Origin of the sequence: Enterococcus sp. DIV0970a, assembly GCF_051711265.1 — a bacterium.
GTDB lineage: Bacteria > Bacillota > Bacilli > Lactobacillales > Enterococcaceae > Enterococcus_D > Enterococcus_D casseliflavus.
Window position 1 is genome coordinate 1,606,639 of record NZ_JBIOMF010000001.1, and the last position, 20,260, is coordinate 1,626,898.

28 protein-coding genes, 1 tRNA gene and 1 pseudogene are annotated in these 20,260 nt (G+C 37.9%); 21 read left to right on the forward strand and 9 right to left on the reverse strand.

Features of this window, described 5'->3' with window-relative positions; genetic code table 11:
- Positions 1-122: 122 nt before the first annotated feature.
- From IGK14_RS07585 to IGK14_RS07595, 3 genes are read right to left on the reverse strand one after another with little or no spacing between them, the layout of a single operon-like run.
- A complete protein-coding gene (locus tag IGK14_RS07585; RefSeq protein WP_010748215.1) occupies positions 123-788 on the reverse strand; it encodes a hypothetical protein in 666 nt (221 codons plus the stop codon).
- Complete coding sequence (locus IGK14_RS07590; RefSeq protein WP_010748216.1) at positions 789-1,274, reverse strand: nucleoside 2-deoxyribosyltransferase; 486 nt, start codon at positions 1,272-1,274, stop codon at positions 789-791.
- A 51-nt stretch (positions 1,275-1,325) separates the two neighbouring features.
- Positions 1,326-2,540: a GNAT family N-acetyltransferase gene (locus tag IGK14_RS07595; RefSeq protein WP_438711966.1), complete on the reverse strand. Its 1,215-nt coding sequence runs from the start codon at positions 2,538-2,540 to the stop codon at positions 1,326-1,328.
- A gap of 145 nt (positions 2,541-2,685) precedes the next feature.
- Between IGK14_RS07595 and lepA the strand changes: the two genes are divergently transcribed.
- A complete protein-coding gene (lepA, locus tag IGK14_RS07600) occupies positions 2,686-4,521 on the forward strand; it encodes a translation elongation factor 4 (RefSeq protein WP_005226023.1) in 1,836 nt (611 codons plus the stop codon).
- A gap of 109 nt (positions 4,522-4,630) precedes the next feature.
- Here lepA and IGK14_RS07605 read toward each other — a convergent pair whose 3' ends face one another.
- The 5 genes from IGK14_RS07605 to IGK14_RS07625 form a co-directional block, all read right to left on the reverse strand.
- Positions 4,631-5,782 (reverse strand): site-specific integrase, encoded by a 1,152-nt coding sequence (locus tag IGK14_RS07605; protein ID WP_010748217.1) that lies wholly within the window; start codon positions 5,780-5,782, stop codon positions 4,631-4,633.
- A gap of 96 nt (positions 5,783-5,878) precedes the next feature.
- A complete protein-coding gene (locus IGK14_RS07610; RefSeq protein WP_010748218.1) occupies positions 5,879-6,220 on the reverse strand; it encodes a hypothetical protein in 342 nt (113 codons plus the stop codon).
- Between the two features lie 9 nt (positions 6,221-6,229).
- Positions 6,230-7,297: a type I restriction endonuclease gene (locus IGK14_RS07615; protein ID WP_010748219.1), complete on the reverse strand. Its 1,068-nt coding sequence runs from the start codon at positions 7,295-7,297 to the stop codon at positions 6,230-6,232.
- Between the two features lie 11 nt (positions 7,298-7,308).
- Positions 7,309-7,782: an ImmA/IrrE family metallo-endopeptidase gene (locus IGK14_RS07620; RefSeq protein WP_010748220.1), complete on the reverse strand. Its 474-nt coding sequence runs from the start codon at positions 7,780-7,782 to the stop codon at positions 7,309-7,311.
- Between the two features lie 8 nt (positions 7,783-7,790).
- Positions 7,791-8,120, reverse strand: coding sequence for a helix-turn-helix transcriptional regulator (locus tag IGK14_RS07625; protein ID WP_010748221.1), 330 nt, complete (start codon positions 8,118-8,120; stop codon positions 7,791-7,793).
- A 148-nt stretch (positions 8,121-8,268) separates the two neighbouring features.
- Between IGK14_RS07625 and IGK14_RS07630 the strand changes: the two genes are divergently transcribed.
- The 13 genes and pseudogenes from IGK14_RS07630 to IGK14_RS07690 all read left to right on the forward strand — a co-directional run bounded on the left by IGK14_RS07630 (position 8,269) and on the right by IGK14_RS07690 (position 15,314).
- Entirely contained in the window at positions 8,269-8,496 is a 228-nt protein-coding gene (locus tag IGK14_RS07630; protein ID WP_438711969.1) for a helix-turn-helix transcriptional regulator, read from the forward strand.
- Positions 8,493-8,747, forward strand: coding sequence for a hypothetical protein (locus IGK14_RS07635; RefSeq protein WP_194186081.1), 255 nt, complete (start codon positions 8,493-8,495; stop codon positions 8,745-8,747). Before IGK14_RS07630 ends, IGK14_RS07635 begins: the two co-directional genes overlap by 4 nt.
- A gap of 63 nt (positions 8,748-8,810) precedes the next feature.
- Positions 8,811-9,338: a helix-turn-helix domain-containing protein gene (locus IGK14_RS07640; RefSeq protein WP_010748224.1), complete on the forward strand. Its 528-nt coding sequence runs from the start codon at positions 8,811-8,813 to the stop codon at positions 9,336-9,338.
- 2 nt (positions 9,339-9,340) lie between these two features.
- Positions 9,341-9,589, forward strand: a complete 249-nt coding sequence (locus IGK14_RS07645; RefSeq protein ID WP_010748225.1) for a hypothetical protein — start codon at positions 9,341-9,343, stop codon at positions 9,587-9,589.
- A 2-nt stretch (positions 9,590-9,591) separates the two neighbouring features.
- Positions 9,592-9,774, forward strand: a complete 183-nt coding sequence (locus IGK14_RS07650) for a hypothetical protein (protein WP_010748226.1) — start codon at positions 9,592-9,594, stop codon at positions 9,772-9,774.
- Between the two features lie 214 nt (positions 9,775-9,988).
- Entirely contained in the window at positions 9,989-10,939 is a 951-nt protein-coding gene (locus tag IGK14_RS07655) for a DUF1351 domain-containing protein (protein ID WP_010748227.1), read from the forward strand.
- A gap of 1 nt (position 10,940) precedes the next feature.
- Positions 10,941-11,990 (forward strand): hypothetical protein, encoded by a 1,050-nt coding sequence (locus IGK14_RS07660; protein WP_311902624.1) that lies wholly within the window; start codon positions 10,941-10,943, stop codon positions 11,988-11,990.
- A gap of 43 nt (positions 11,991-12,033) precedes the next feature.
- Positions 12,034-12,939, forward strand: a complete 906-nt coding sequence (locus tag IGK14_RS07665) for a Lin1244/Lin1753 domain-containing protein (protein WP_010748229.1) — start codon at positions 12,034-12,036, stop codon at positions 12,937-12,939.
- 14 nt (positions 12,940-12,953) lie between these two features.
- Positions 12,954-13,366, forward strand: a pseudogene (locus tag IGK14_RS07670) (RusA family crossover junction endodeoxyribonuclease).
- Positions 13,367-13,378: 12 nt separating this feature from the next.
- A complete protein-coding gene (locus IGK14_RS07675; RefSeq protein WP_010748231.1) occupies positions 13,379-13,654 on the forward strand; it encodes a hypothetical protein in 276 nt (91 codons plus the stop codon).
- Between the two features lie 17 nt (positions 13,655-13,671).
- Positions 13,672-14,664 (forward strand): tyrosine-type recombinase/integrase, encoded by a 993-nt coding sequence (locus IGK14_RS07680; protein WP_010748232.1) that lies wholly within the window; start codon positions 13,672-13,674, stop codon positions 14,662-14,664.
- 35 nt (positions 14,665-14,699) lie between these two features.
- The gene (locus IGK14_RS07685) at positions 14,700-15,092 is read left to right on the forward strand and encodes a hypothetical protein (protein WP_010748233.1); all 393 of its coding nucleotides are present in this window, start codon (positions 14,700-14,702) and stop codon (positions 15,090-15,092) included.
- Between the two features lie 48 nt (positions 15,093-15,140).
- Positions 15,141-15,314 carry a hypothetical protein gene (locus tag IGK14_RS07690; RefSeq protein ID WP_010748234.1) on the forward strand — a complete coding sequence of 58 codons (174 nt, stop codon included), beginning with the start codon at positions 15,141-15,143 and terminating at the stop codon, positions 15,312-15,314.
- A 294-nt stretch (positions 15,315-15,608) separates the two neighbouring features.
- On the opposite strand, the gene IGK14_RS07695 is transcribed toward IGK14_RS07690, so the two are convergent.
- Positions 15,609-16,082, reverse strand: coding sequence for a membrane lipoprotein lipid attachment site-containing protein (locus tag IGK14_RS07695; RefSeq protein ID WP_010748235.1), 474 nt, complete (start codon positions 16,080-16,082; stop codon positions 15,609-15,611).
- Between the two features lie 159 nt (positions 16,083-16,241).
- Here IGK14_RS07695 and IGK14_RS07700 point away from each other — a divergent pair, with 159 nt between their 5' ends.
- From IGK14_RS07700 to IGK14_RS07730, 7 genes are all read left to right on the forward strand, one after another.
- The gene (locus IGK14_RS07700) at positions 16,242-16,619 is read left to right on the forward strand and encodes a YopX family protein (RefSeq protein ID WP_010748236.1); all 378 of its coding nucleotides are present in this window, start codon (positions 16,242-16,244) and stop codon (positions 16,617-16,619) included.
- Complete coding sequence (locus IGK14_RS07705; RefSeq protein ID WP_010748237.1) at positions 16,609-16,809, forward strand: hypothetical protein; 201 nt, start codon at positions 16,609-16,611, stop codon at positions 16,807-16,809. Before IGK14_RS07700 ends, IGK14_RS07705 begins: the two co-directional genes overlap by 11 nt.
- 280 nt (positions 16,810-17,089) lie before the next feature.
- A complete protein-coding gene (locus tag IGK14_RS07710) occupies positions 17,090-17,506 on the forward strand; it encodes an ArpU family phage packaging/lysis transcriptional regulator (protein ID WP_016608639.1) in 417 nt (138 codons plus the stop codon).
- Between the two features lie 229 nt (positions 17,507-17,735).
- Positions 17,736-17,809, forward strand: a tRNA-Lys gene (locus IGK14_RS07715).
- 128 nt (positions 17,810-17,937) lie between these two features.
- On the forward strand, positions 17,938-18,465 hold the full coding sequence (locus IGK14_RS07720; protein WP_010748240.1) for a hypothetical protein: 528 nt from the start codon (positions 17,938-17,940) through the stop codon (positions 18,463-18,465).
- A gap of 74 nt (positions 18,466-18,539) precedes the next feature.
- Complete coding sequence (locus IGK14_RS07725) at positions 18,540-18,992, forward strand: terminase small subunit (RefSeq protein ID WP_010748241.1); 453 nt, start codon at positions 18,540-18,542, stop codon at positions 18,990-18,992.
- Positions 18,955-20,250, forward strand: a complete 1,296-nt coding sequence (locus tag IGK14_RS07730; protein ID WP_010748242.1) for a PBSX family phage terminase large subunit — start codon at positions 18,955-18,957, stop codon at positions 20,248-20,250. The genes IGK14_RS07725 and IGK14_RS07730 overlap by 38 nt, the downstream gene beginning before the upstream one ends.
- Positions 20,251-20,260: the final 10 nt, after the last annotated feature.

Consider the following 20,260-nt stretch of genomic DNA (forward strand, 5'->3'; position numbering starts at 1 on the left):
GCGAATCTATAAAAATAAGATGTGTTATTTAAGTATTTTTATAAATTTTTCTTTATGAATAAAAGAACAAAAGAAAAAAGCTTGTTGAAAAACGCTGGTTTCAACAAGCTTTTTATGGTCGTTTATGATAATTTTTTAATTCGATAACTTTCAAAGTAATCAGGTTTCCCTCGACCTTGCACATATGCGATCACGCCCATCAAGGCAGCACCAATCGTGTTGGTCAGTAAATCGCCCATCGTATCCATTAATGCTTCACGACCGATAAATGGGGTGCCATCTAAGGTTGCATAACGTTGGAGGTTCATTCCACCAACGGAATCGCAGATAAACTCCCAAAACTCCCAGAAGATACCACACAAGCCAGCAAAAGCAAAGCCCATCAGTAAAAATAACCAAGGCGAAACTTTTGAAACAGGCACTTCTTTTAGTAAGAGACAGATCAGTCCATAGCCGACAGCCGTCAAGACCATTGGGCTTACCGCATGCAGAATTTTATCCCAGAAAGCAATGGTTTCGATCAAATGTAAGATCGTCCCCATAAATACAGAGATCAGCAAGAAAAACCAATAAAAGTAGACGGTGGCATTTGGTAGCTGGATTTTTAAGAACTTTTTACTCATTTCTGGGACGAAGATCAATAAAATCCCAAGCAAGGCTTGGGCGAGAAAAATCATTCCTTGTGTTTGCGGATAGACCCCGCGGAAAAATTCCCACAAAGAAAAACAAAACACGAGAATACCGAAAATAGTGAATACCTTTTGCAGTCGCTGATAATTTTGCCCCATTTAGTTGTCCTCCGAAAGATAGTCGGCTAAGCCAGCTAAAAGGGCTGCTTCAGAGGAGTAAATTTCCCCGTTTAGCTTGATCAACCCCACCGTATAAAGATTGACATAGTGGAACTGATTTTCCGCAACGGTTTGTAATGCTGCCAGCTTTTGCTGATTGTCGGCACCTTGTTGGCGACTATCCGTATAAAGCCCTAAAACAGGAATGCCTTTTGCATAAGCGACACCGATCTCAGAGGCAACCCCAGCATCGATGGTCAAACCATCCAGCAAAGCGATCATCAAATCACTTTCCAGCACTTTTTCGGTATCTGCCAAAGCGATCATTTTGCTATCCGCGTAGGCGGATTTATCATTGATCGCGGCATTTTCTTGAGGTAAATAAATCTCCAGCTGCGGATACTGCTGACGAATCGACGCAACAAGTTCGGCGTTGTAGCGCAGGTCACTAGCAGCAAACAGGGGAGCAGCAAAATATAGTTTCATTCAAAAACACTCCTTAATCATTCATAGTTGTACATTTTGTTGATTCGTTGTTTAGAAATAATCGCTGAAATAGGCTTCCATATCAGGGATGATCGATTCCAGTAATGCCAGTGTTTCTGAATCGGTATTTAGCCGTTCCACACGCTCTAAGTAAGCTGGGCGGCGGTAATTCATCAACAGACAAGACAATGTCTGAATATCCAGCTGGACCGCTTTTCCGATGGCTTCTCTTGAAACCACGATCTCCCCGTGATTGTATTGGACACCGAAGATCCCGTTGTTCCAATCGGCAACTGGGTCGGAAACAACAAAGTGAATGGGTGTTTGGAAGGCTTCAAATGGGAAGTTTTTCAAAAACTGTTCAACATCGACGATCCGCGCCATGTAATAAGGCTCGATGGTTTCTTTGATTTGGCTATCGTCCAAGTAGAAGGACAGGGGTTCATTTGAATATATGTCTCCTTTGACCCAATAAACCATTGAGAAATGGGCAGAGATAAAATTCCAAAGACCATTGCGGGCTTCTTGATTCAAGTAGAACATTTCCTTTACATGGAAGACTTCTTCGGCTACCCAATAAAAAAGTACACCAGTCGGATGACCACTGGCATTGTAATAAACAGCCGCGGTGCGCTCTTCTTCATTTTCATAGCGCCAATACTCTTCCCAGTGAAAAGAGGTCCGCTGCAAGGCACCATGATTGTCGCGGGAGAATTGGTTGTAGACAGTAAAGACATCAGGGTCATCCACTTCTTTGCGCTCTACGATCCCAGGGACTTCTTTGGTTTTCGGAAGCTGGGTATCACGAATTTTGAAGGTCAGCTTGTCGGACATGATCTCCCAGCCTTTGCGACGATAGTAGGGCACATTGTATGGATAAAGGTAGGAGATCCATTGCTGATCTTCCCGCATCGTTTCTAAGGCAAGCTTGATCAAGTCTTTCATCAGGCCATGTCCGGCATATTCTGGGTAGGTCCCAACACCGGTCACTCCGCCCATTTTGATCAATTTGCCGTGTATATTGACTTCACAAGGATAAACGGCGATTTGTGAGATCAACTTGTCTTCATTGAACCAGCCAAAGACCTTGGAAAGCTCTAAGATCGGGCGCTTAGATTTGATCATTTCCCGTTTGCTCTCATAGCCGCTTTCTTCAATATCCGATTCAGTGATCTGAAAAACATAGCTTAACAGTTCATTGAACTGATCAACGTCTTTTTCTTCCACCGCTCGAATATGTAGATTTTGATGAAAATTATTGTCCATTCTTTCAACTCCAATTTATTTGCTAGCTCTAGTATAGCAAAACCTGAATGAATATGTCTAAATAACGGTTAAGAAAAATACTTTATCTATTGGCGTTTCGTTGGTATAATAGAAAAGCTGACTAAAAGAAATGAGGAACGTATCCATGAACATAGAAGAAATGAAAAAACGACAGGAGAAGATTCGTAATTTCTCCATTATCGCCCATATCGACCATGGGAAATCAACATTGGCGGACCGTATTTTGGAACAAACCCATACGGTGACGTCACGAGAAATGCAAAACCAATTATTAGACTCCATGGATCTTGAACGTGAACGAGGAATCACAATCAAATTAAATGCCGTGGAACTTAACTATACCGCCAAAGACGGCGAAACCTACATCTTCCATTTGATCGACACCCCAGGGCACGTCGATTTCACCTATGAAGTTTCCCGCAGTTTGGCTGCTTGTGAAGGCGCCGTGCTCGTCGTTGATGCAGCTCAAGGGATCGAAGCACAGACATTGGCAAACGTCTACTTGGCGTTAGACAATGATTTAGAGATCCTACCAGTCATTAATAAAATAGACTTGCCAGCTGCCGATCCTGAGCGAGTACGAACAGAGATCGAAGATGTGATCGGTATCGATGCCAGTGAAGCTGTTTTAGCAAGTGCCAAAGCAGGTATTGGGATCGAAGACATTTTGGAACAAATTGTTGAGTATGTCCCAGCTCCAGCAGGTGATATTGAAGCACCGCTAAAAGCGTTGATCTTTGACTCCGTGTACGATTCCTATCGTGGGGTGGTCTTAAACGTCCGCATCATGGACGGGATGGTCAAACCTGGAGATAAAATCAAAATGATGAGCAATGGCAAGACCTTTGATGTTACGGAAGTTGGTGTCTTTTCACCAAAAGCCATTCAACGAGATGCGTTGATGGTGGGCGATGTTGGGTATATCACTGCTGCCATCAAGACCGTTAAAGATACCCAAGTCGGGGATACGGTGACATTAGCCAACAATCCAGCAGAAGAAGCCTTAGCTGGTTATCGTCAAATGAATCCGATGGTTTATTGCGGATTGTACCCAATCGATACTTCACGCTACAACGACCTTCGAGAAGCATTGGAAAAATTACAATTGAATGATGCAGCATTGCAATTTGAACCAGAAACCTCTCAAGCATTAGGATTTGGGTTCCGTTGCGGCTTCTTAGGCCTATTACACATGGATGTCGTGCAAGAACGGCTAGAACGTGAATTTAACCTTGAGTTGATTACGACTGCACCATCCGTAATCTATCATGTCAACAAGACAGATGGCTCAATGGTGGTCGTTGATAACCCAGCAGAATTTCCTGAACCAGTCACGATTGAAAACGTACAAGAACCTTACGTCAAAGCACAAATCATGGTGCCTAATGATTACGTCGGTGCTGTAATGGAATTGTCCCAACGCAAACGGGGAGACTTTGTCACGATGGATTACTTGGATGATTATCGAGTGAACGTCGTTTATGAGATCCCACTATCGGAAATCGTCTTTGATTTCTTTGATAAATTGAAATCCAGCACCAAAGGGTACGCATCACTCGATTACGAAATGTCTGGTTACCGAACTAGCAAGCTAGTGAAGATGGACATCTTGCTGAATACTGAAAAAGTCGATGCGTTAAGCTTTATCGTTCACCGTGACTTTGCTTATGAACGCGGTAAAGCCATCGTTGAAAAACTGAAAAAACTGATCCCACGACAACAATTTGAAGTACCGATCCAAGCAGCCATCGGACAAAAAATCGTTGCGCGTTCCGACATCAAAGCCTTGCGTAAAAACGTATTGGCGAAATGTTATGGCGGTGACGTTTCTCGAAAACGCAAACTCCTAGAGAAACAAAAAGAAGGGAAAAAGCGGATGAAACAAATCGGCTCCGTCGAAGTACCGCAAGAAGCCTTCATGGCTGTTCTGAAAATGGATGAGGATGAACCGAAGAAATAGCAAGGGTTTGTTTGAAAATATTTGATAATAAAATCTAATTTTCATTTTTTATTCGCCCATTTGTCGCCCTAATTTATTTTAGGGCGACATTTTTTATGAAAACTAAATTCTAATTTGATGATCTTCTTAGTCTTTGGGCGAATATATCAACAGCTTCTGTTCTCATTTTTTTCGTTACATGGACGTACTTATCCATGGTAGTTGAAATTCTGGAATGGCCAAGTCTTTCTTGTACTATTTTAGGCTTTACACCATCCTCCAAAAGCATAGTGGCATGTGTGTGTCTAAGGGAATGAAAGTTGAAATCGAATCCTAATTCTTTTTTTACTTTTCCACTATGCCATTTGATTGAATTCGGTGTGACAGGTTCACCGTTTTCCTTAGTGCAAACAAATTGACTATCAAAATAGTATTTTCCATGACGAAGTTTATTCTCAGACTGGCGCTTGCGGACTCTCTTTAATTCTTGGAGCAAAATATCATCTATTGCTATTGTTCGAAAACTAGATTGCGTTTTTGGTGTTCCTAACTGTATGCCATGTTTATCTTGAAGCATGATGCGATCCACAGTCAATGTTTGATCCTCAAATGAAATATCGGACCATTGGAGACCGCAAACCTCACCGCGGCGTAATCCAGTATGAAACCCGATCATTAATGGTAGATGAAAGGGGCTAGAAGGTGGATTGCTATCTAAAATAGCCTGATACTGCTCCATAGTGATTATTTTCATATCGTCACGTGTTTGCTTAGGCTTGTTTTCAAAAGATGGCATCTCAACGTAGATCATTGGATTGTTATTGATTGCTTGCCAAGGATAGACTGCTCTTTTGAATGCACCTTTTAAAACAGTAAACATAATTTCAACTGAATGTTTAGATAGTGGGGTACTAAACCCATCAGGTAATTTATTTACCAACTCTTGCAATCTTGCTGGCCCAATAGAGCTGAGATAGTATTTGCCAATTTCTGGTTTTATGTATTTGTTAACCGCATTTTGATAATTTTTCTGAGTGTTGTATTTTAACTTCTTTTCAACATAGTTTTCCATCCAGTAGTCAAAGTAATCAGAAACACTCATTTCCTTAATATCAACTTTTCCTCCATCTTTATAAAGACTTAAGGCCTCTCTTAGTTTTTCTTGTGCCTCTGTTTTTGTATTCCAACCGCCTTTTTGTATACGTTGGCGTTTGCCCCCAACTTTTGCCATTTCGATTACGTAATGCCATTTACCGCCAATTTTCCGCACATGTCCATTCATGACAATCCCTCCTTAAAACCTGTTTTGTATATAAATACGCCAGAAACATACAAACGTATGTTCTTTTGTATTGAAAAAGAAAAGCCCGAAGGCTAATCAAAAAGCGGGTATGAATGTTTTCAAGAACATTCCTGCGTCCTTTGAAACTTGAAACCCGATAACGATTTTTTGACCATTATCTTTATCAGTTAGGTAAAGCAATCCGCTTGAATGTTTTGAATTAGGAATGATGTCTAGATCAACCTTATTTAAAGTATAAATCTTGCCTTTTTCTTCAATGAATTGAACTTCTCCAGGATTCATTTGTATAAGCCTTTTCGAGCTTTGAGTCAGTTTAACCTTACCTCTACTATCAGATTGAATGCTTAGCATTACAGATTGCGTAGCTTTTTGCATTGCAGTAGGAGCGTTTTTATTTTTTTTACTAAAGAGTCTCATATTATCCTCCTACAAGAATTTTTTCGTTACATTGATAATATCATCTGAATAGTTGTAAATATCTATAGGTGAGTCAATTTCAAATACTGTTTTTTCTTCATTGTTGAGTTCAATTTTACTAGTTGCACTTCCAATTCTCACACGTAATATCCATTTTCTAATGTTGTCATCTAGCAAAATGTTAAAGTAACTTTTGTTATCTCTATAAAACAGACGGTCTAGAGAAATCAAATCTTTTAGAACGATTTTAACTATAGTATATGATTCCAATTCTTCTGGTGTGGTAACAATTTCTCCACCATCTTTAATTATGATTTCTTCATCATTGTCTTCGATAATAACTTCATCTGGTGTTGTAGAAGTCTTTAACGCAGCATTAAGTTTGTCGTTAACTTTCTCTTGGATATATTGATTTAAACCTTTCTTGATAATAGGTTGAAATCTATCTACGGTTTGTTTTGTTTTCATTCCATCGTATATTTCACCTAATAAATATTTAACGAAGTCATCACTAGGGTTTTCCCATTCTTTATCAAGATAAGTCTTTAGATTGCTTAAGTATTTAAGTTCTGATGCACTACTTATAATTTTATCTATGTCGAAGTTATCTTTATGGAATTTAACTAATTCAGGTATTTGAGAATCTTTAATTTTCGTTATATCAATGGAAAGAAAAGGGGTTAGATCCATTTTATTTGGTTCGTCTAGATCAGTAAAAAATTTATATTCTTTTCCGTTTGTTAGAATTCCAAATTTTGATTCGGTTGTACCAAAATAGCGGAACAGCTGAGAATCATGTTTTGTTAATACTTCATTAATAGATTTTGCTTCGACAAGTATCATAGGTTTTCCATCTAATACTACTGCGTAATCAACTTTTTCACCTTTTTTTATACCTACATCAGCTGTAAACTCAGGTACAAACTCTGTAGGATTAAATATGTCATATCCTAAACTAGCAAAGAAAGGCATAATTAGAGATGTTTTTGTGGCTTCTTCAGTAGCAATATTATCTTTTAGCGTCGTAACTCTTTTACCCAAATTTTTCAAATCATCTTTAAACTTTTCTAATTCCAACGAAACCCCTCCTAAAAATTATTAAATGATTTTAAAACTGCTACGGTCCCATCCGGTTGGAATAGGAGAGTGTAGTTGTTTTCTGTTTTAATCCCTGTGAACCTACGAGCGTAATACTTAACAGCGTCTTTAAAAGTTTCTTCGCTGACTTCAAGATGAACCGCACAATCTAAAACGGTTCTGCAACCGTCTTCAAAACAGTTTATTATATCGTATGGTGTAACTACCAAAGTAGCGCCAATATCTCTGGCCCGGCGTTCTTGTTTACGTTTCTCATTCGTATCCTGTAATACAATATTCCCGTAAGAGGTGAGGTAATGACCTAGTTCCTCTGCCAAGGTGCTATTCATTTCATATCGTTCTTGGTTGGGATTGAGATAGATCACATCATTAATCAGTAACCCTTTCTGAGAATCAGGCATAGATGGTTCTATATTATAAGTAAGGTCAGGAAACATTGACATTAATTCTTCGGACAATTGCAATCGATCACCTACTTTTTATGGTCCCGATTTTTAATAAATTCAATGAAGTTTAAAATTTCATCCATTTGTTGATCGGTAACATTGTCATCTATATGAGCTGCTATGGTGTCCACTTTGGATGAAATCTTAATGGCAGCTTTCTTATCTTCTATTCCAAGTAAGTAATCCACTGTAGTATCGAAGAGGGTCGCTATCTTTGTTAAAGCTTCAGAACTGGGTTCGGCCCTGCCAACTTCCCAACTACCTACTGTTTGCTGTGACACATTGAGCTTTTTTGCTAATTCAACTTGTGTCATTTTTTTAGATGCTCGTAACTCTTTAAGCCTATCTTTTAACATGGGATCCCTCCTTCATCAAAAATTATATACTACATATTGTGGTAGAGAAAGAAAAATTGAGGTTTTACAAAAAAATGTAGTAAAAGAGTTGACTTACTACTTTTTGTGGTATATTATTACTACATAAGGTAGTAACGGAGGTGATTACATGAAAAACAAGCTAGCTGAAATCAGAGCAAATAAGTCAATGTCACAAGATAAATTAGCCGAGTTACTTCAAGTTTCTCAAAAAACAGTCAGTTCTTGGGAAATCGGACGTACTTCACCAAAACCCTCTCAAATGCAGCACATTGAAGATATTTTCAATGAACCTAAAGAGGAAATTTTTTTTAAAGCATTCAACTACAAAAATGAGTTAAAAGAGGTAGAAGTATGAAAGACAAACCACAAATGATTAAAGCAAACATCGATTCTGGGTTTCTTAAACGATATATCGAAATGATCGTTCCAGCGATTAAGCGTAAATTTAATATTTCTATTGGTATTGAAGGCGAACTGTTCACAAACACTGGCGGTGTTGAAGAAATCATTATTCGCTTCTTAGCTACTGATGAATTAGCGCAGGACATTTATAAATATATTGATAGAAAGTGGCAGTTCGCCTCAATACCGGAACTTGTTGCTTAAATACATTTTATGGCAGTTCAACTGCTACGAAAACAAATAACTAAATACAAAGGAGATGAAGATATGAGCGTAAATGCCATTGAACAGAACATTGCGGCTATCTATCGAAAGGAGGTAGACAAGCAAGCTCTTAATCAACGGATGATGGCTCAGGATATAAATATTTCTCCACAATTACTGAGTCATGTTTTGAATGGACGAAGATCCATGGGGATTGAGAAGGTTGTTGATATTGCTGAATACTTACAAGATCCAAATGTTGACTTTGAGGTTGCAGCAGCGCTATTCCACACACCTAAGCCATTAAACAGAAAAAGAAGAGATAATCACCCTCTATCCAAAATGGTTGGGCAAGACAAGGAAGAAATGGAACGAATTGAAGTTGAGAAAAAATATGAAGTTTGGGATTTGCTTACTATCGAACCGGATCAACTATCAGATATTGAGATCGATCATCTGAAACTATATTGGTTTGAGCTTAGTGATGAAGTTAGGTTGGAATTATCTGTTTTATCATCAATGTGCAATAGATTCGGTTGGGATATGCGAGACATGACTAGACAGTCAGAAACAAGAGAAAGGAATGATTAAAAATGTTGGTTTACACATTGCCAGAACTAGCCGCTGAGTTTAAGACTAGCAAAGATAATATATACGCTTTGGTAAATCTCGGTGCAATTCAAAGTATTCAGTTTAGTACAAATAAAGTGGTCAGCATATATGAAGCGGAAAGGTTTTTAAGGGAAAGTGCTGGAAAGCAGTTTGATCAAGTTATTAAGGAAGCCAAGAAAAGAAAAAACTTGGAAAAAATTAGCAATGTATTCAATTTCAAGGAGGCATAAACATGAAACGATCAATCAAAAATACATTCACCGTAACAACTTTATTACTATTCGTAGTAGCATTCTCAGCTATTCACATTGCAGCAGGTTTGGCATTAGTTTTCTTATGGGCCTTTGCAAATGTTGTCTATGATGTTGCTGCTAAAGACTTCCAGAAGAAAGAAGTGAAGCGCATTGAACGATAAGGACAAAGCAGAGATCATACTAGCTGAAATTGAACATTGGTTGTTGTTCGATAATATGCAACGTGAATATGCGACTAAAGGGATTTTGAAAGGACTATCAGTAATTAAAGACAAAGAAAAAAGACCTGCTAGCCGACCAAAGCAATAGCAAGTCCATCGAATATTTTGATAAATATCTTTGTCTCCATTTTAAAACAGAAAAGGGGAAAACACAATGCCAACAAACGAATTGACCACAGAAATGAAGGTAGGAGTTATTTTTAACCCTTCTACTATAGAAATCCAAAACGAAGAGAATCTGCAGCAGTATGTTGATGAAAAAGCAGCCTTTTATGGATCGTTAGTTTTCAGTGAGGAGAATATGGCTGAAGCAAAGCAGTCCAGAACTGAGCTAAACAAAATTAAAAATATGCTAGATGATGAACGGAAAAAAGTCAAAAGCGAATTTCAAAAACCCTTGACGGAATTCGAAAGAAAAATCAAGAAGTATACTAGTCAGCTTGCACTTGTAATAGATGGAATCAAGCAAGATATTGATTCTTTCGAATCGAAACAAACGGCAATTCGGCTTGAGAAGCTTCAAGAATTACTTTCAGAAATGATGGTATCTCATAGCCTGACAAATGAAGACTTAAAGGATTTAGAAATTGATAAAAGTTGGTACAACACAACTGCTTTCACAAAAAAAGGAGAACCTACAAAGAAAACTATCGAAGCTATTCATAGTAAATTAGGATTTCTATCCTTACAAAAACAGCAAATTTTGTCTAGTAAAGAGGCTGTTAAAGAGTTTGCAGAGTTATCTGGTTTAGATCCTTACGCTTGGGAGAGCTTAATTGATCGTGGTCTATCAACTGCAGAAGTAATTGAGAAGATCAAACAATCTGTTGAGCAAAAACGACTTGACCTTGAAGAAAAAGAGCGACAAAGAATTGCAAAAGAAGAATATGATTCAGCAATGTCTAAGCTAGCAAATGAACAATTTTCTAAAGTAAATGATACTACGATCGATATGGAAACAGGTGAAGTTATAAAAGTACAGGAGCAAGTTGAGCAGGAAATATTGACTTTCGTTTTGGAAGTTACCGGAACATATGAGGCTTTAGCATCAATGAATGAGTTTATGAAGCAATATGATATTTCTTTCAGAAAGGTGGCTAAGTAATATGTCTAACGATTTAGCTATACAAAATAGCGCTATGGATTTGGTAATGAGCGCTAACATCGAGCAAGTATCTCAACAATTACAAGCTATTGATAATTTTCAAGTAGTTGTTCAGAAAACATTACGTCCAGAGCAAGACTACGGTACTATACCGGGAACTAACAAACCAACTCTATTGAAACCAGGTGCAGAAAAGATTTTGATGCTCATGGGGCTAACTAGTGAATATGAAATCGTTGATAAAGTCGAAGATTACACTAACGGATTCTTCGCTTATACAGTGAAGTCTTCTTTGCTAAAGAATGGGCAACTTATTACAGAAGGATTTGGAAGTGCTAATACTAAAGAATCCAGATATAGACAGAACGAATGGAGCGAAATTGAACGTAAGAAAGTTTGGACAGGAGATTATCAAGATCCATATACACTGGTGAATACAGTACTAAAAATGGCGAAAAAACGAGCACAAGTTGATGCAGCATTGACAGTAGGATCGCTCTCGAATGTATTTACACAAGATGTAGAGGATATGAAAGATTTACTTAACAAAGAAAAGTTAGAAACTATGAATACTAGCGATGCTTCTGCTCTTAAAGTTACTTTCGGTAAAAATAAAGGAAGAACGCTTGGTGAAATTGCCAAAGATGATCGTTCATATGTAGAGTGGTTATCTAAAAATGCTAAAGATGAATCTATGAAACAAGCGGCTAGATTAGTACTAAATACAAATGATAAATCAACAGTTGTTAATGATCAGAATAAGAACAATAAAGTAGCTTCTCCGGATCTGATTGCCGAAATTGAATTGATGATTGAGGTTGTATCTCAAGCATTAGAAACAACTAAAGATGACCTATTAACGAAGTACAAAGCAAACATGTATAAAAAGTTTACCGAAGATCAAGCGAAAAGATTTCTGACCTTGCTTAAAAACCAGATGCCTAAAGAAGAACCAAAACAAGAAGCGTTATTTGATACCTATCAACCACACGCTGCAATACAAGGTGACCCCTTTGATGGCGAAGTTCCTTTCCCAGAAGTCGAATACTAAAAGAGTGAGGGAGTTTAACTCCCTCTGATTAGGAGGAATAAGCGTGGCAAGACCAACGAAGAAAGGTCTTGATTATTTTCCTCTGGATGTCGATTTTTTATCAGATTTAAAAGTTCGAAGAATTATTAAAGCATGCGGTAAAGAAGCCGTTCATATACTGGTCGCCCTGCTGGCTAATATTTATCGTGATGAGGGGTATTACGTTTTGTGGGATGACGACCTTGCGTTCTTAGTGGCTGACGAAGTTGGTACGAAGGAGGGCACAGTTGAAGAACTGGTTAGAAAAGCCGTGCAAGTAAAATTCTTTGATAAAGATATTTTTGATAAATACTCCGTATTAACTTCTAAAGGAATTCAAAACAGATACATTCTAGCCACTAAGGAACGTAAAAAAGTTGAGCTTGAATTTAAGTATTTGCTGACAAACGAGGTTAATCGGTCGAATATCTCGATTAACGGGCGGAATAACTCAGTTAATCAGGGGAATAATCAACAAAGTAAAGTAAAGGAAAGTAAAGAAAAGGAAATAAAAGAAGATGCTACTGCGGGCGAGAGTGCATCCCTTGGAACTTTCCAAAAATTATGGCTTTTTCCAAATGTTGTACAGGTTGAAGATCTGCTTAATCTGGTGGATCTCTATGGCGATGAACTTGTAGAAGCTGCCATTAAACTTGCTGGTAGTAAAGACGTCCCTAAGAATAGAGCTATTAGCTTTTTAACGGCTTCTTTGCAGGAATGGGCAGATGCTAACGTTAAAACGATCGATCAAGCGAGGGATTATCAACGAACTAGAGGCGCTAAGAAACAAGGCTATAATCAAAAGCCACTACGTGAGGAAAAACTACCTGATTGGGCTGTAAACGAACAGGGGGAAGAACAGTTATCACCTGAGCGCCAAGCAGAGCTTGATGCAAAACTAGCAGCATATCTAAACAAAACGAAGCATTGAAAGGAGCAGATTGCTTGAAAATTGTCATACCGATCACACCAAAGCCTCAATCAAGGCCGAGGTTCACCAAGCATCGTAAGACTCCGTATGAGGAATCAGCGATGAAAGCATACAAAAATGCAGTCAAATACCATGCTATGTCAACAAGGCCGCTGTTAATTGAAAAAGGACCAGTAATTGTTGATGTCTGCTTCTTCGTATATCCACCAGCTTATATCTCAAAAGTAAAGAAAAACAGGACTTTGCTTGAGGACGAGACAATGTAATGTACTGCGATAAAAAGCCAGACATTGATAATTATTTCAAAGCAGTGACGGATGCGGTAAACGGCATTTTGTATAAAGACGATGGCCAGATAGCAGTTAGCATCTGCCGTAAAGTTTACAGCTTCAATCCTCGAACAGAAATTGAAATTAATCCACTTTAGGAGGGACCATCAATGAGAAGCAGAAGCATTAAAGCGCCATTCGAAGATTTTGGAGAATATGAATCAGCAAATGTTCAAGAAAAAGGATCTGTAAAAGTTGGTGAAAGCTACATCTGCACTCCGGGAAGACCTTTTTCAGGTCAGATAAGAGCACAAGTAAGTCGAATCTACAAGAATTCAGCACGAGTAAGAATCCTCAGCTGCATTGAAGAAAAAGATGATGAAATACAACGAAATCTTAACGATGTGACTGTAGTAAGTCTTAAGAAATTCCACGAAGTCTGCTAGAAGCGAGGTGGACTTACTTGCAAGAAAAATTGATCAATAGGACATTACTCGAACTTCAGGATCTGTTAAGCGGAGATCAGTTGAAAAAGCTAAAAGATGTTCTAACGGTAGAATGTGCGAATTATTTGATCACTGAACAGAAAAACGAAGTTGTAATTTACGATGAAACATCTGATATTGCTGCATACAAGCAATTCTTCGTTTCAAAGAAGATACAGGGACTTTCAAGCGGAACTTTGAATCTTTATATGCAGACAATCAATCTCTTCATGAGAAGCGTTAGGAAGCCATTCAGTGATGTTACTACTAACGACATTCGATTGTTTATTGCCAACAGGGAAATGATCGATAGGGTTAGCAAAGGCACGCTAGCAAGAGAACGAGGTTGTATTGTTCGATTCTTCAAATGGTTATGCAACGAGGAATATATCGCAAAAGATCCTGGGACCAGAGTAGAAGCCATCAAAGTACCCAAACGTAGGAAACAGGAATTCAGCGAGCTAGAAGTTGAAAAGTTGCGATCGGCAACAGCAAACTCCAAAGAATCTTTAGTGATTGAGTTATTGCTTAGCACAGGTTGTAGGGTTTCGGAATTAGTTTCACTCAATTTTCGGGATTACGATCAGGAAAATGACTCAATCACAGTGATCGGTAAAGGCAATAAGCAGCGAACGCTATACCTGAATGCAAAAGCGAAGATGGCTTTGAACCACTATCTGAAAGACGTGCCACATATTACTGGACCACTATTCTTCGGACAAACAATAGGTAAGGAAATGTCATCAGCTGGAGTTCAGAAGCTTGTAAAGCGTTTGGGCAATCGAGCAGGTGTAGCAAATGTTCATCCACATAGATTCAGACGAACTGCAGCCACCTTGGCAAGAAGGCACGGGATGCCGATCGAATTGGTGATGAACTTCTTAGGCCATGAAAGCATAGATACAACGTTGAAATATTCGATGATTGGCGACGAGGAACTCAAGTTGTCTCATCAAAAATTTGTTAGTTAAGAATCGGAAGAAATTACCAACTAGGAGGAATTGAATTGAAAACAATTAATTTATCATACGAAGATTACACGATCGAGGACATGAAAGTTTTTAAGGTTGATGAATACCAATGGATCGCAGCGCCGTCACTTTTACATGCCTTAGTCTTATACGATGAGCAAATTGGACTTGAAGTCGAGTATCTAAATGATATCGAAGAATGTGAAATTGAAAAAATGGGTATGTGGGATAGCACGGATATCATGCAATCCGAAAAAGAAGCATTCGAACAAGGGAAACTGAAAATCTATGAACCACAAAAAAATAAAAAAATGGAATTCGGAGATTATGGAGTTTTTGCTGGTGAGCTTTGTAAATGGACTTCATTTGCCGATGTGATCAAGAGCCAAGAAGTCGGAACGTATGTGATCGCTTGTACGGAATATTAGGAAAGAAAGTCAGTAAGTGACAGAAATTACGGAAAGAGGGATTCATAAATGGATAAGGAAGTAGTAGCAGTATCAAAAAAAGCGGATAAGTATTTTGTAGTCCTTGAAGATGATAGTCGAGTCCAAGTAGATTCTAAGGAGTTTCAAAGAGTAAAAAAAATATTATCAAAAGGCGCCACTATATTTTTGGAAGTAAATGAAGAAAGTAATTGTGTGGAATAAAGTTCGGTATCCACCAAAATTGTGGAAATAAAAAAACTACCCTAAAAGAGTAGCAACAGAATCATAAATTATTTTTTTTTGGAATCTGAAATTCCGTGTTTAACTGCCAATCTGATGATTCCATAAAGCATAAATCCTATAAAAATATACCAAATAAAAGCTAAAAAAGTTCCCAAAGCAATACCTCCTTTTAGGTATTGTAACATATTTTATATTTTACCAAGTCAGTTATCCGACGAAATAAAAAAACTAGTTCGAAAACTAGTTTAAGTTTCATAAGGACTATTTACAACGTTATTGATCATCTACAACTTTTTTCAAAGCGTTCATAATAATTGTTTCATCTGATGGATTATTCATTACTAATTCAGTTGCTTTGGCATTAGCAGCAGCAAAAGGAGTTTGTAAAGATTGTTTTACTTTTGGGTCAGTGACAGAGTCTATATAATCTTTCTCTTTTTGCCAAGCATCTTTAATTTGTTGATAGTATTCATCTTCTTTATTTGTCATAGGGACTGAAGTTTCTTGATTGCTAGAGTTTTCAATAAAACTACTTTCTAAAGTGTTATCTTGTGATTCCGATGTAGATTGATATTTATCGAGAGAATCTTCAGTAGTATTTTCGTGTGATTCTGTTGCAGAAGAAACCATTGTTGTCGAAGATGTTTGTAAAGTATCAGACGAATCGGAAGCAGTGCTGACGGACGTTTTGTTAGAACATCCAGATAGTACCAGAACACAGCCTAAAATAAAAAATGACTTTTTCATAAGTTTATTCTCCTCATATAAAAGCTTTTATGTTGAATTAAGGATAGCATAATGAAATAACTTGGTAAATAATTAGCGCTAGAAATGGTAAATGAAGTGAATTGTCATTTCATTAAACACAGTAAAGAATAGTCAGCGATAGCAAACAGGAGGGATAAAATGATACCAAAATTTAGAGCGTGGGAACCAGATACGAAATTTATGAACGATCAAGTCCGAGTGACGAGTAACCGATTCGGCGATGGTGAGGTTTTGGTTGAGGCTACCGATGGTTTTGGTTGGATAGAAGTGAAACCAGAGTATCTCATGCAATCAACAGGCTTGAAAGACAAGAACGGCATGGAGATTTTCGAGGGAGATATAGTAGTAATTAAGTATTCTGAACATGGATATCACTACTATGAAAAAATAGTTTTCGAGAATGGAACTTTCACAGCAGGGGATGAGGATTGGCTATATAACATCAAAGATTATTGCGGTGTATGTGGCAATATCTACGAGAACCCAGAACTATTGGAGCCAGCCAATGAAATTTAATCATTATACAGTACTAGCTATGATATCAATACTGCTGACGATCGCAGGGTTAAGTTGGCTATCCTATACAATTGTGGACCAGCAACAGCAGATCGTGAAGCTAGAACAACAGCTGCAGCATGAGCAGATGAAGTACAAGATTATTATTAACGATCCGCTGGTGAGAGATGCTATGGAAGCAGGGGGATGAAGATGACTTTTGCAGTATTAGGTACAACGGCTTTTGTCGTGATTATGTTTCTATGTGTTGTGATAGGCAAGGCTACAGACGAAAAGGAGCAAGATTATGGAGGAAGCTATTATATGGAACAAGTTGGCTTTGATCATCGAAGTGATCGTCACAGAGCAGTTAAAAGAGATCGAAAGTAAAGCAAAATAAAAAGCATTAAGCAATCGCCCAATGCCCCAAAATAATGATTTTGTCCCCGCCAAGGTAACTTCATTATACCAAATAAAGGGGCGATTGAGCAATGATGCTATTACTAAGAGAAGTTGATTTCTCGCAAACGAGAAAGAATGCACGATATGTTTTGAAGAACTACCGTCGGTTGGAGCGGATTGCAGGTCGTTCAAAGATCGATGTCCGCTCACCGATTATTACTGATATGCCTAGAACGCCTAGTAATGGAAATAAGTCTGAGGATGCTTTTATTCAGAGATTGGATGCAGAAACAGAAAGAGATGCAATCATTGTAGCGCTTATGGCTCTGAAGCTAACAAGCAGACAGATACTTCATTATAGCTTCTGTTTACAAGATCAGTATTCTAATCTAAGGATCGCAGATGAAATGGGCTATTCAGTTCGGCAAATTGAGCGAATGAAATCAGATGCATTGGTTGAATTTGCTGAAAGTTATCGTCGTGGCAAGCTTGTCGCTTATCGCTGAAAAATGGCGGTTTTTTGGCGGTATAATGGCGGTTTAGTACCAATAATCCATAGTAAGATAGTATTATCAATTATTGTAAATAACAGGGCGCACTCCTTTAAGATACGTAGGCAGACCTCCTTTCTGAAAATTGTTCCCAGCGCCCTGGATTTAATTAAGACGGCGACAAAAAATCTATTATGAATGGAGTTGCACACACTCCTTATCTTCATTCGCTAGCCGTCTTTTTCAGGAATTGGCTCAGTTTGGTAGAGCATCGGATTTTTAATCTGAAAGTCGTAGGTTCAAGTCCTACATTCCTGATTGGGAGTTGTCAATTAGATTACTCACATGATCTTTGGTGCCTCCTACTAAACAGTCTTTCGGGGCTGTTTTTTTCTATTGGGTATCACTTTGTTTCTTGGTATGATATAGGTAAAGGAGTGAAAATATTGAATAGTGAAATGACCGATTTTTTTAAAATGCAAATTGAGCATGCAAATTTTGTGTCTGATTCCATGATAGCTATAGCAGGTATAATGCTTACACTGTCAGTATTTGTTGTTACTTATCAACTGGTTTTGAATAAAAAAACAATTGATACTTTGAAGAAAGACAATCAAAAGTTAGTCAAGGATATCACAAAATACACCTTTATAATGGGAATCAGAAATCAAGCCGAAACTTCGTCAAGATTAGAAAATGTAAAAGATACAGTAGAATATTTTAATAAATATTTTTCTAATGACCTAGATGTATTTGATGAGATGAAAAAGTATACATTGCAAATACTGCGAAATGAACTTTCTAGTTACTCCGCGTATCCAAATATAACACCGGAAAATAATCACGACGAGATAAACAAATTGTTTGAGAAAGAATTTGATGAAAAAGAGTCAAAATTTAAAGGTGATGTGAAGACTGAGGCTATGATAAAAGATACGCGAGAGATAATTAATTTATTAAAGGATTTTTACTAATTAGTTGGACCTCTCATGAGGTCTTTTTTTTTACATAGAATTACAAAACAAACACAGATTGCGAGGTGAGAGTAGTGAAATTAACTGAAAAACAACGTAGGTTTGCGGATGAGTACCTTATCAGCGGTAATGCTACTCAAGCCGCCATTTCTGCTGGGTATAGTAAACGAACTGCTAAGTCTGTAGGTAGTGAGAACCTGACAAAACCTGACATTAGACAATATATAGACGAAAGACTTGAACAGCTACAATCAGAAAAGATTGCTAATCAAGAAGAGGTCCTGGAATATTTGAGTAAGGTTATGCGAGGAGAAGAAACAGATCAAACGGTAGTCTTTCAAGGATCTGAATATGGTTCAACGATAGAAGATGTGCAAGTAGCTAATAAAGATCGTATAAGAGCAGCTGAACTCCTTGGCAAGAGGTATAGCCTATGGACTGATAAAGTGGAACTAGATGGCAATATGGATCTGAAAGTGGTGGTTGATTATGGCGATGGCGAAAACGAAGCGCCAAATGATAGTTAAGGTACAATTTAACCGAAATTTCCAAACATACAATACCACTAGGAAAAGATATCGATTAGCTAAAGGATCAGCTGATTCTGGTAAATCAGTAAATACTGCGCAAGACTTTATCATAAAACTTGGAGATCCGAAGTATAAAGGAGCAAATCTTCTTTGTGTTCGTAAAGTCGCCGAGTCAAATAAAGATAGTACGTATGCTGAATTGAAATCTGCTATTTATAAAATCTACGGATCTGATTACCACAAATATTGGTCGATTAAATCATCGCCTATGATGCTCGAATCAAAAATTACTGGCAATCAAGTGATATTTCGTGGAATGAAAGATGACGGACAGCGAGAAAAAGTAAAATCTATTACATTTGATCGTGGAAAACTAACTTGGATATGGATCGAGGAAGCGACAGAACTTTATGAAGCCGATGTAGATATTCTTGATGACCGTTTACGTGGTAATTTGGATTTTAACCCATATCTGTACTATCAAATGACTTTTACTTTTAACCCGGTATCTGCTACTCACTGGATTAAGGCAAAGTATTTTGATGTAACACATCCAGACATCTTTACTCATCAATCCACATATCTACAGAATCGATTCATAGATAAAGCCTATCACCGGCGGATGATGATGCGGAAAGAGCGTGATCCTGATGGATATCAAATCTATGGGCTAGGCGAATGGGGTGAGTCTGGTGGACTTATCCTTACTAATTACATTGTAGAAAACTTTAACACAGATCAAGAACGTTTTGACTACATGGTTAACGCTCAAGACTTTGGATTCAATCATGCCAATGCTATTGGTGAGATTGGATTTAAAGATGGTGAGCTTTTTTTGTGCCGTGAAATCTACGAGTTCGAAAAAGATACGAGTGAACTTATTGCGATCGCTAATGAAAAAAGAATCAATAAAAAACTGGTTATGTGGTGTGATTCTGCCGAACCGGATCGAATTAAAATGTGGCGCAAAGCTGGCTATCATGCTGAACCTGTTGTAAAAGAACCCGGAAGTGTCTCAGCGCAGATCGATTATTTGAAGCAGATGCGCATCCATATCCATCCAAGTTGTACAAATACAATCAAAGAAATACAACAATGGAAGTGGAGAAAGGACGAGAAATCAAATACTTTTACGGACGATCCGGTGAATTTCTTTGATGATGCAATGGCGATGCTACGATACTCTATTGAGCTGGAAAGACGTAAAGGTCAGCAAGCCAAGAAAAGACGTACAAATAGAAAGACAGCATTTTAGGAGGTGGTTT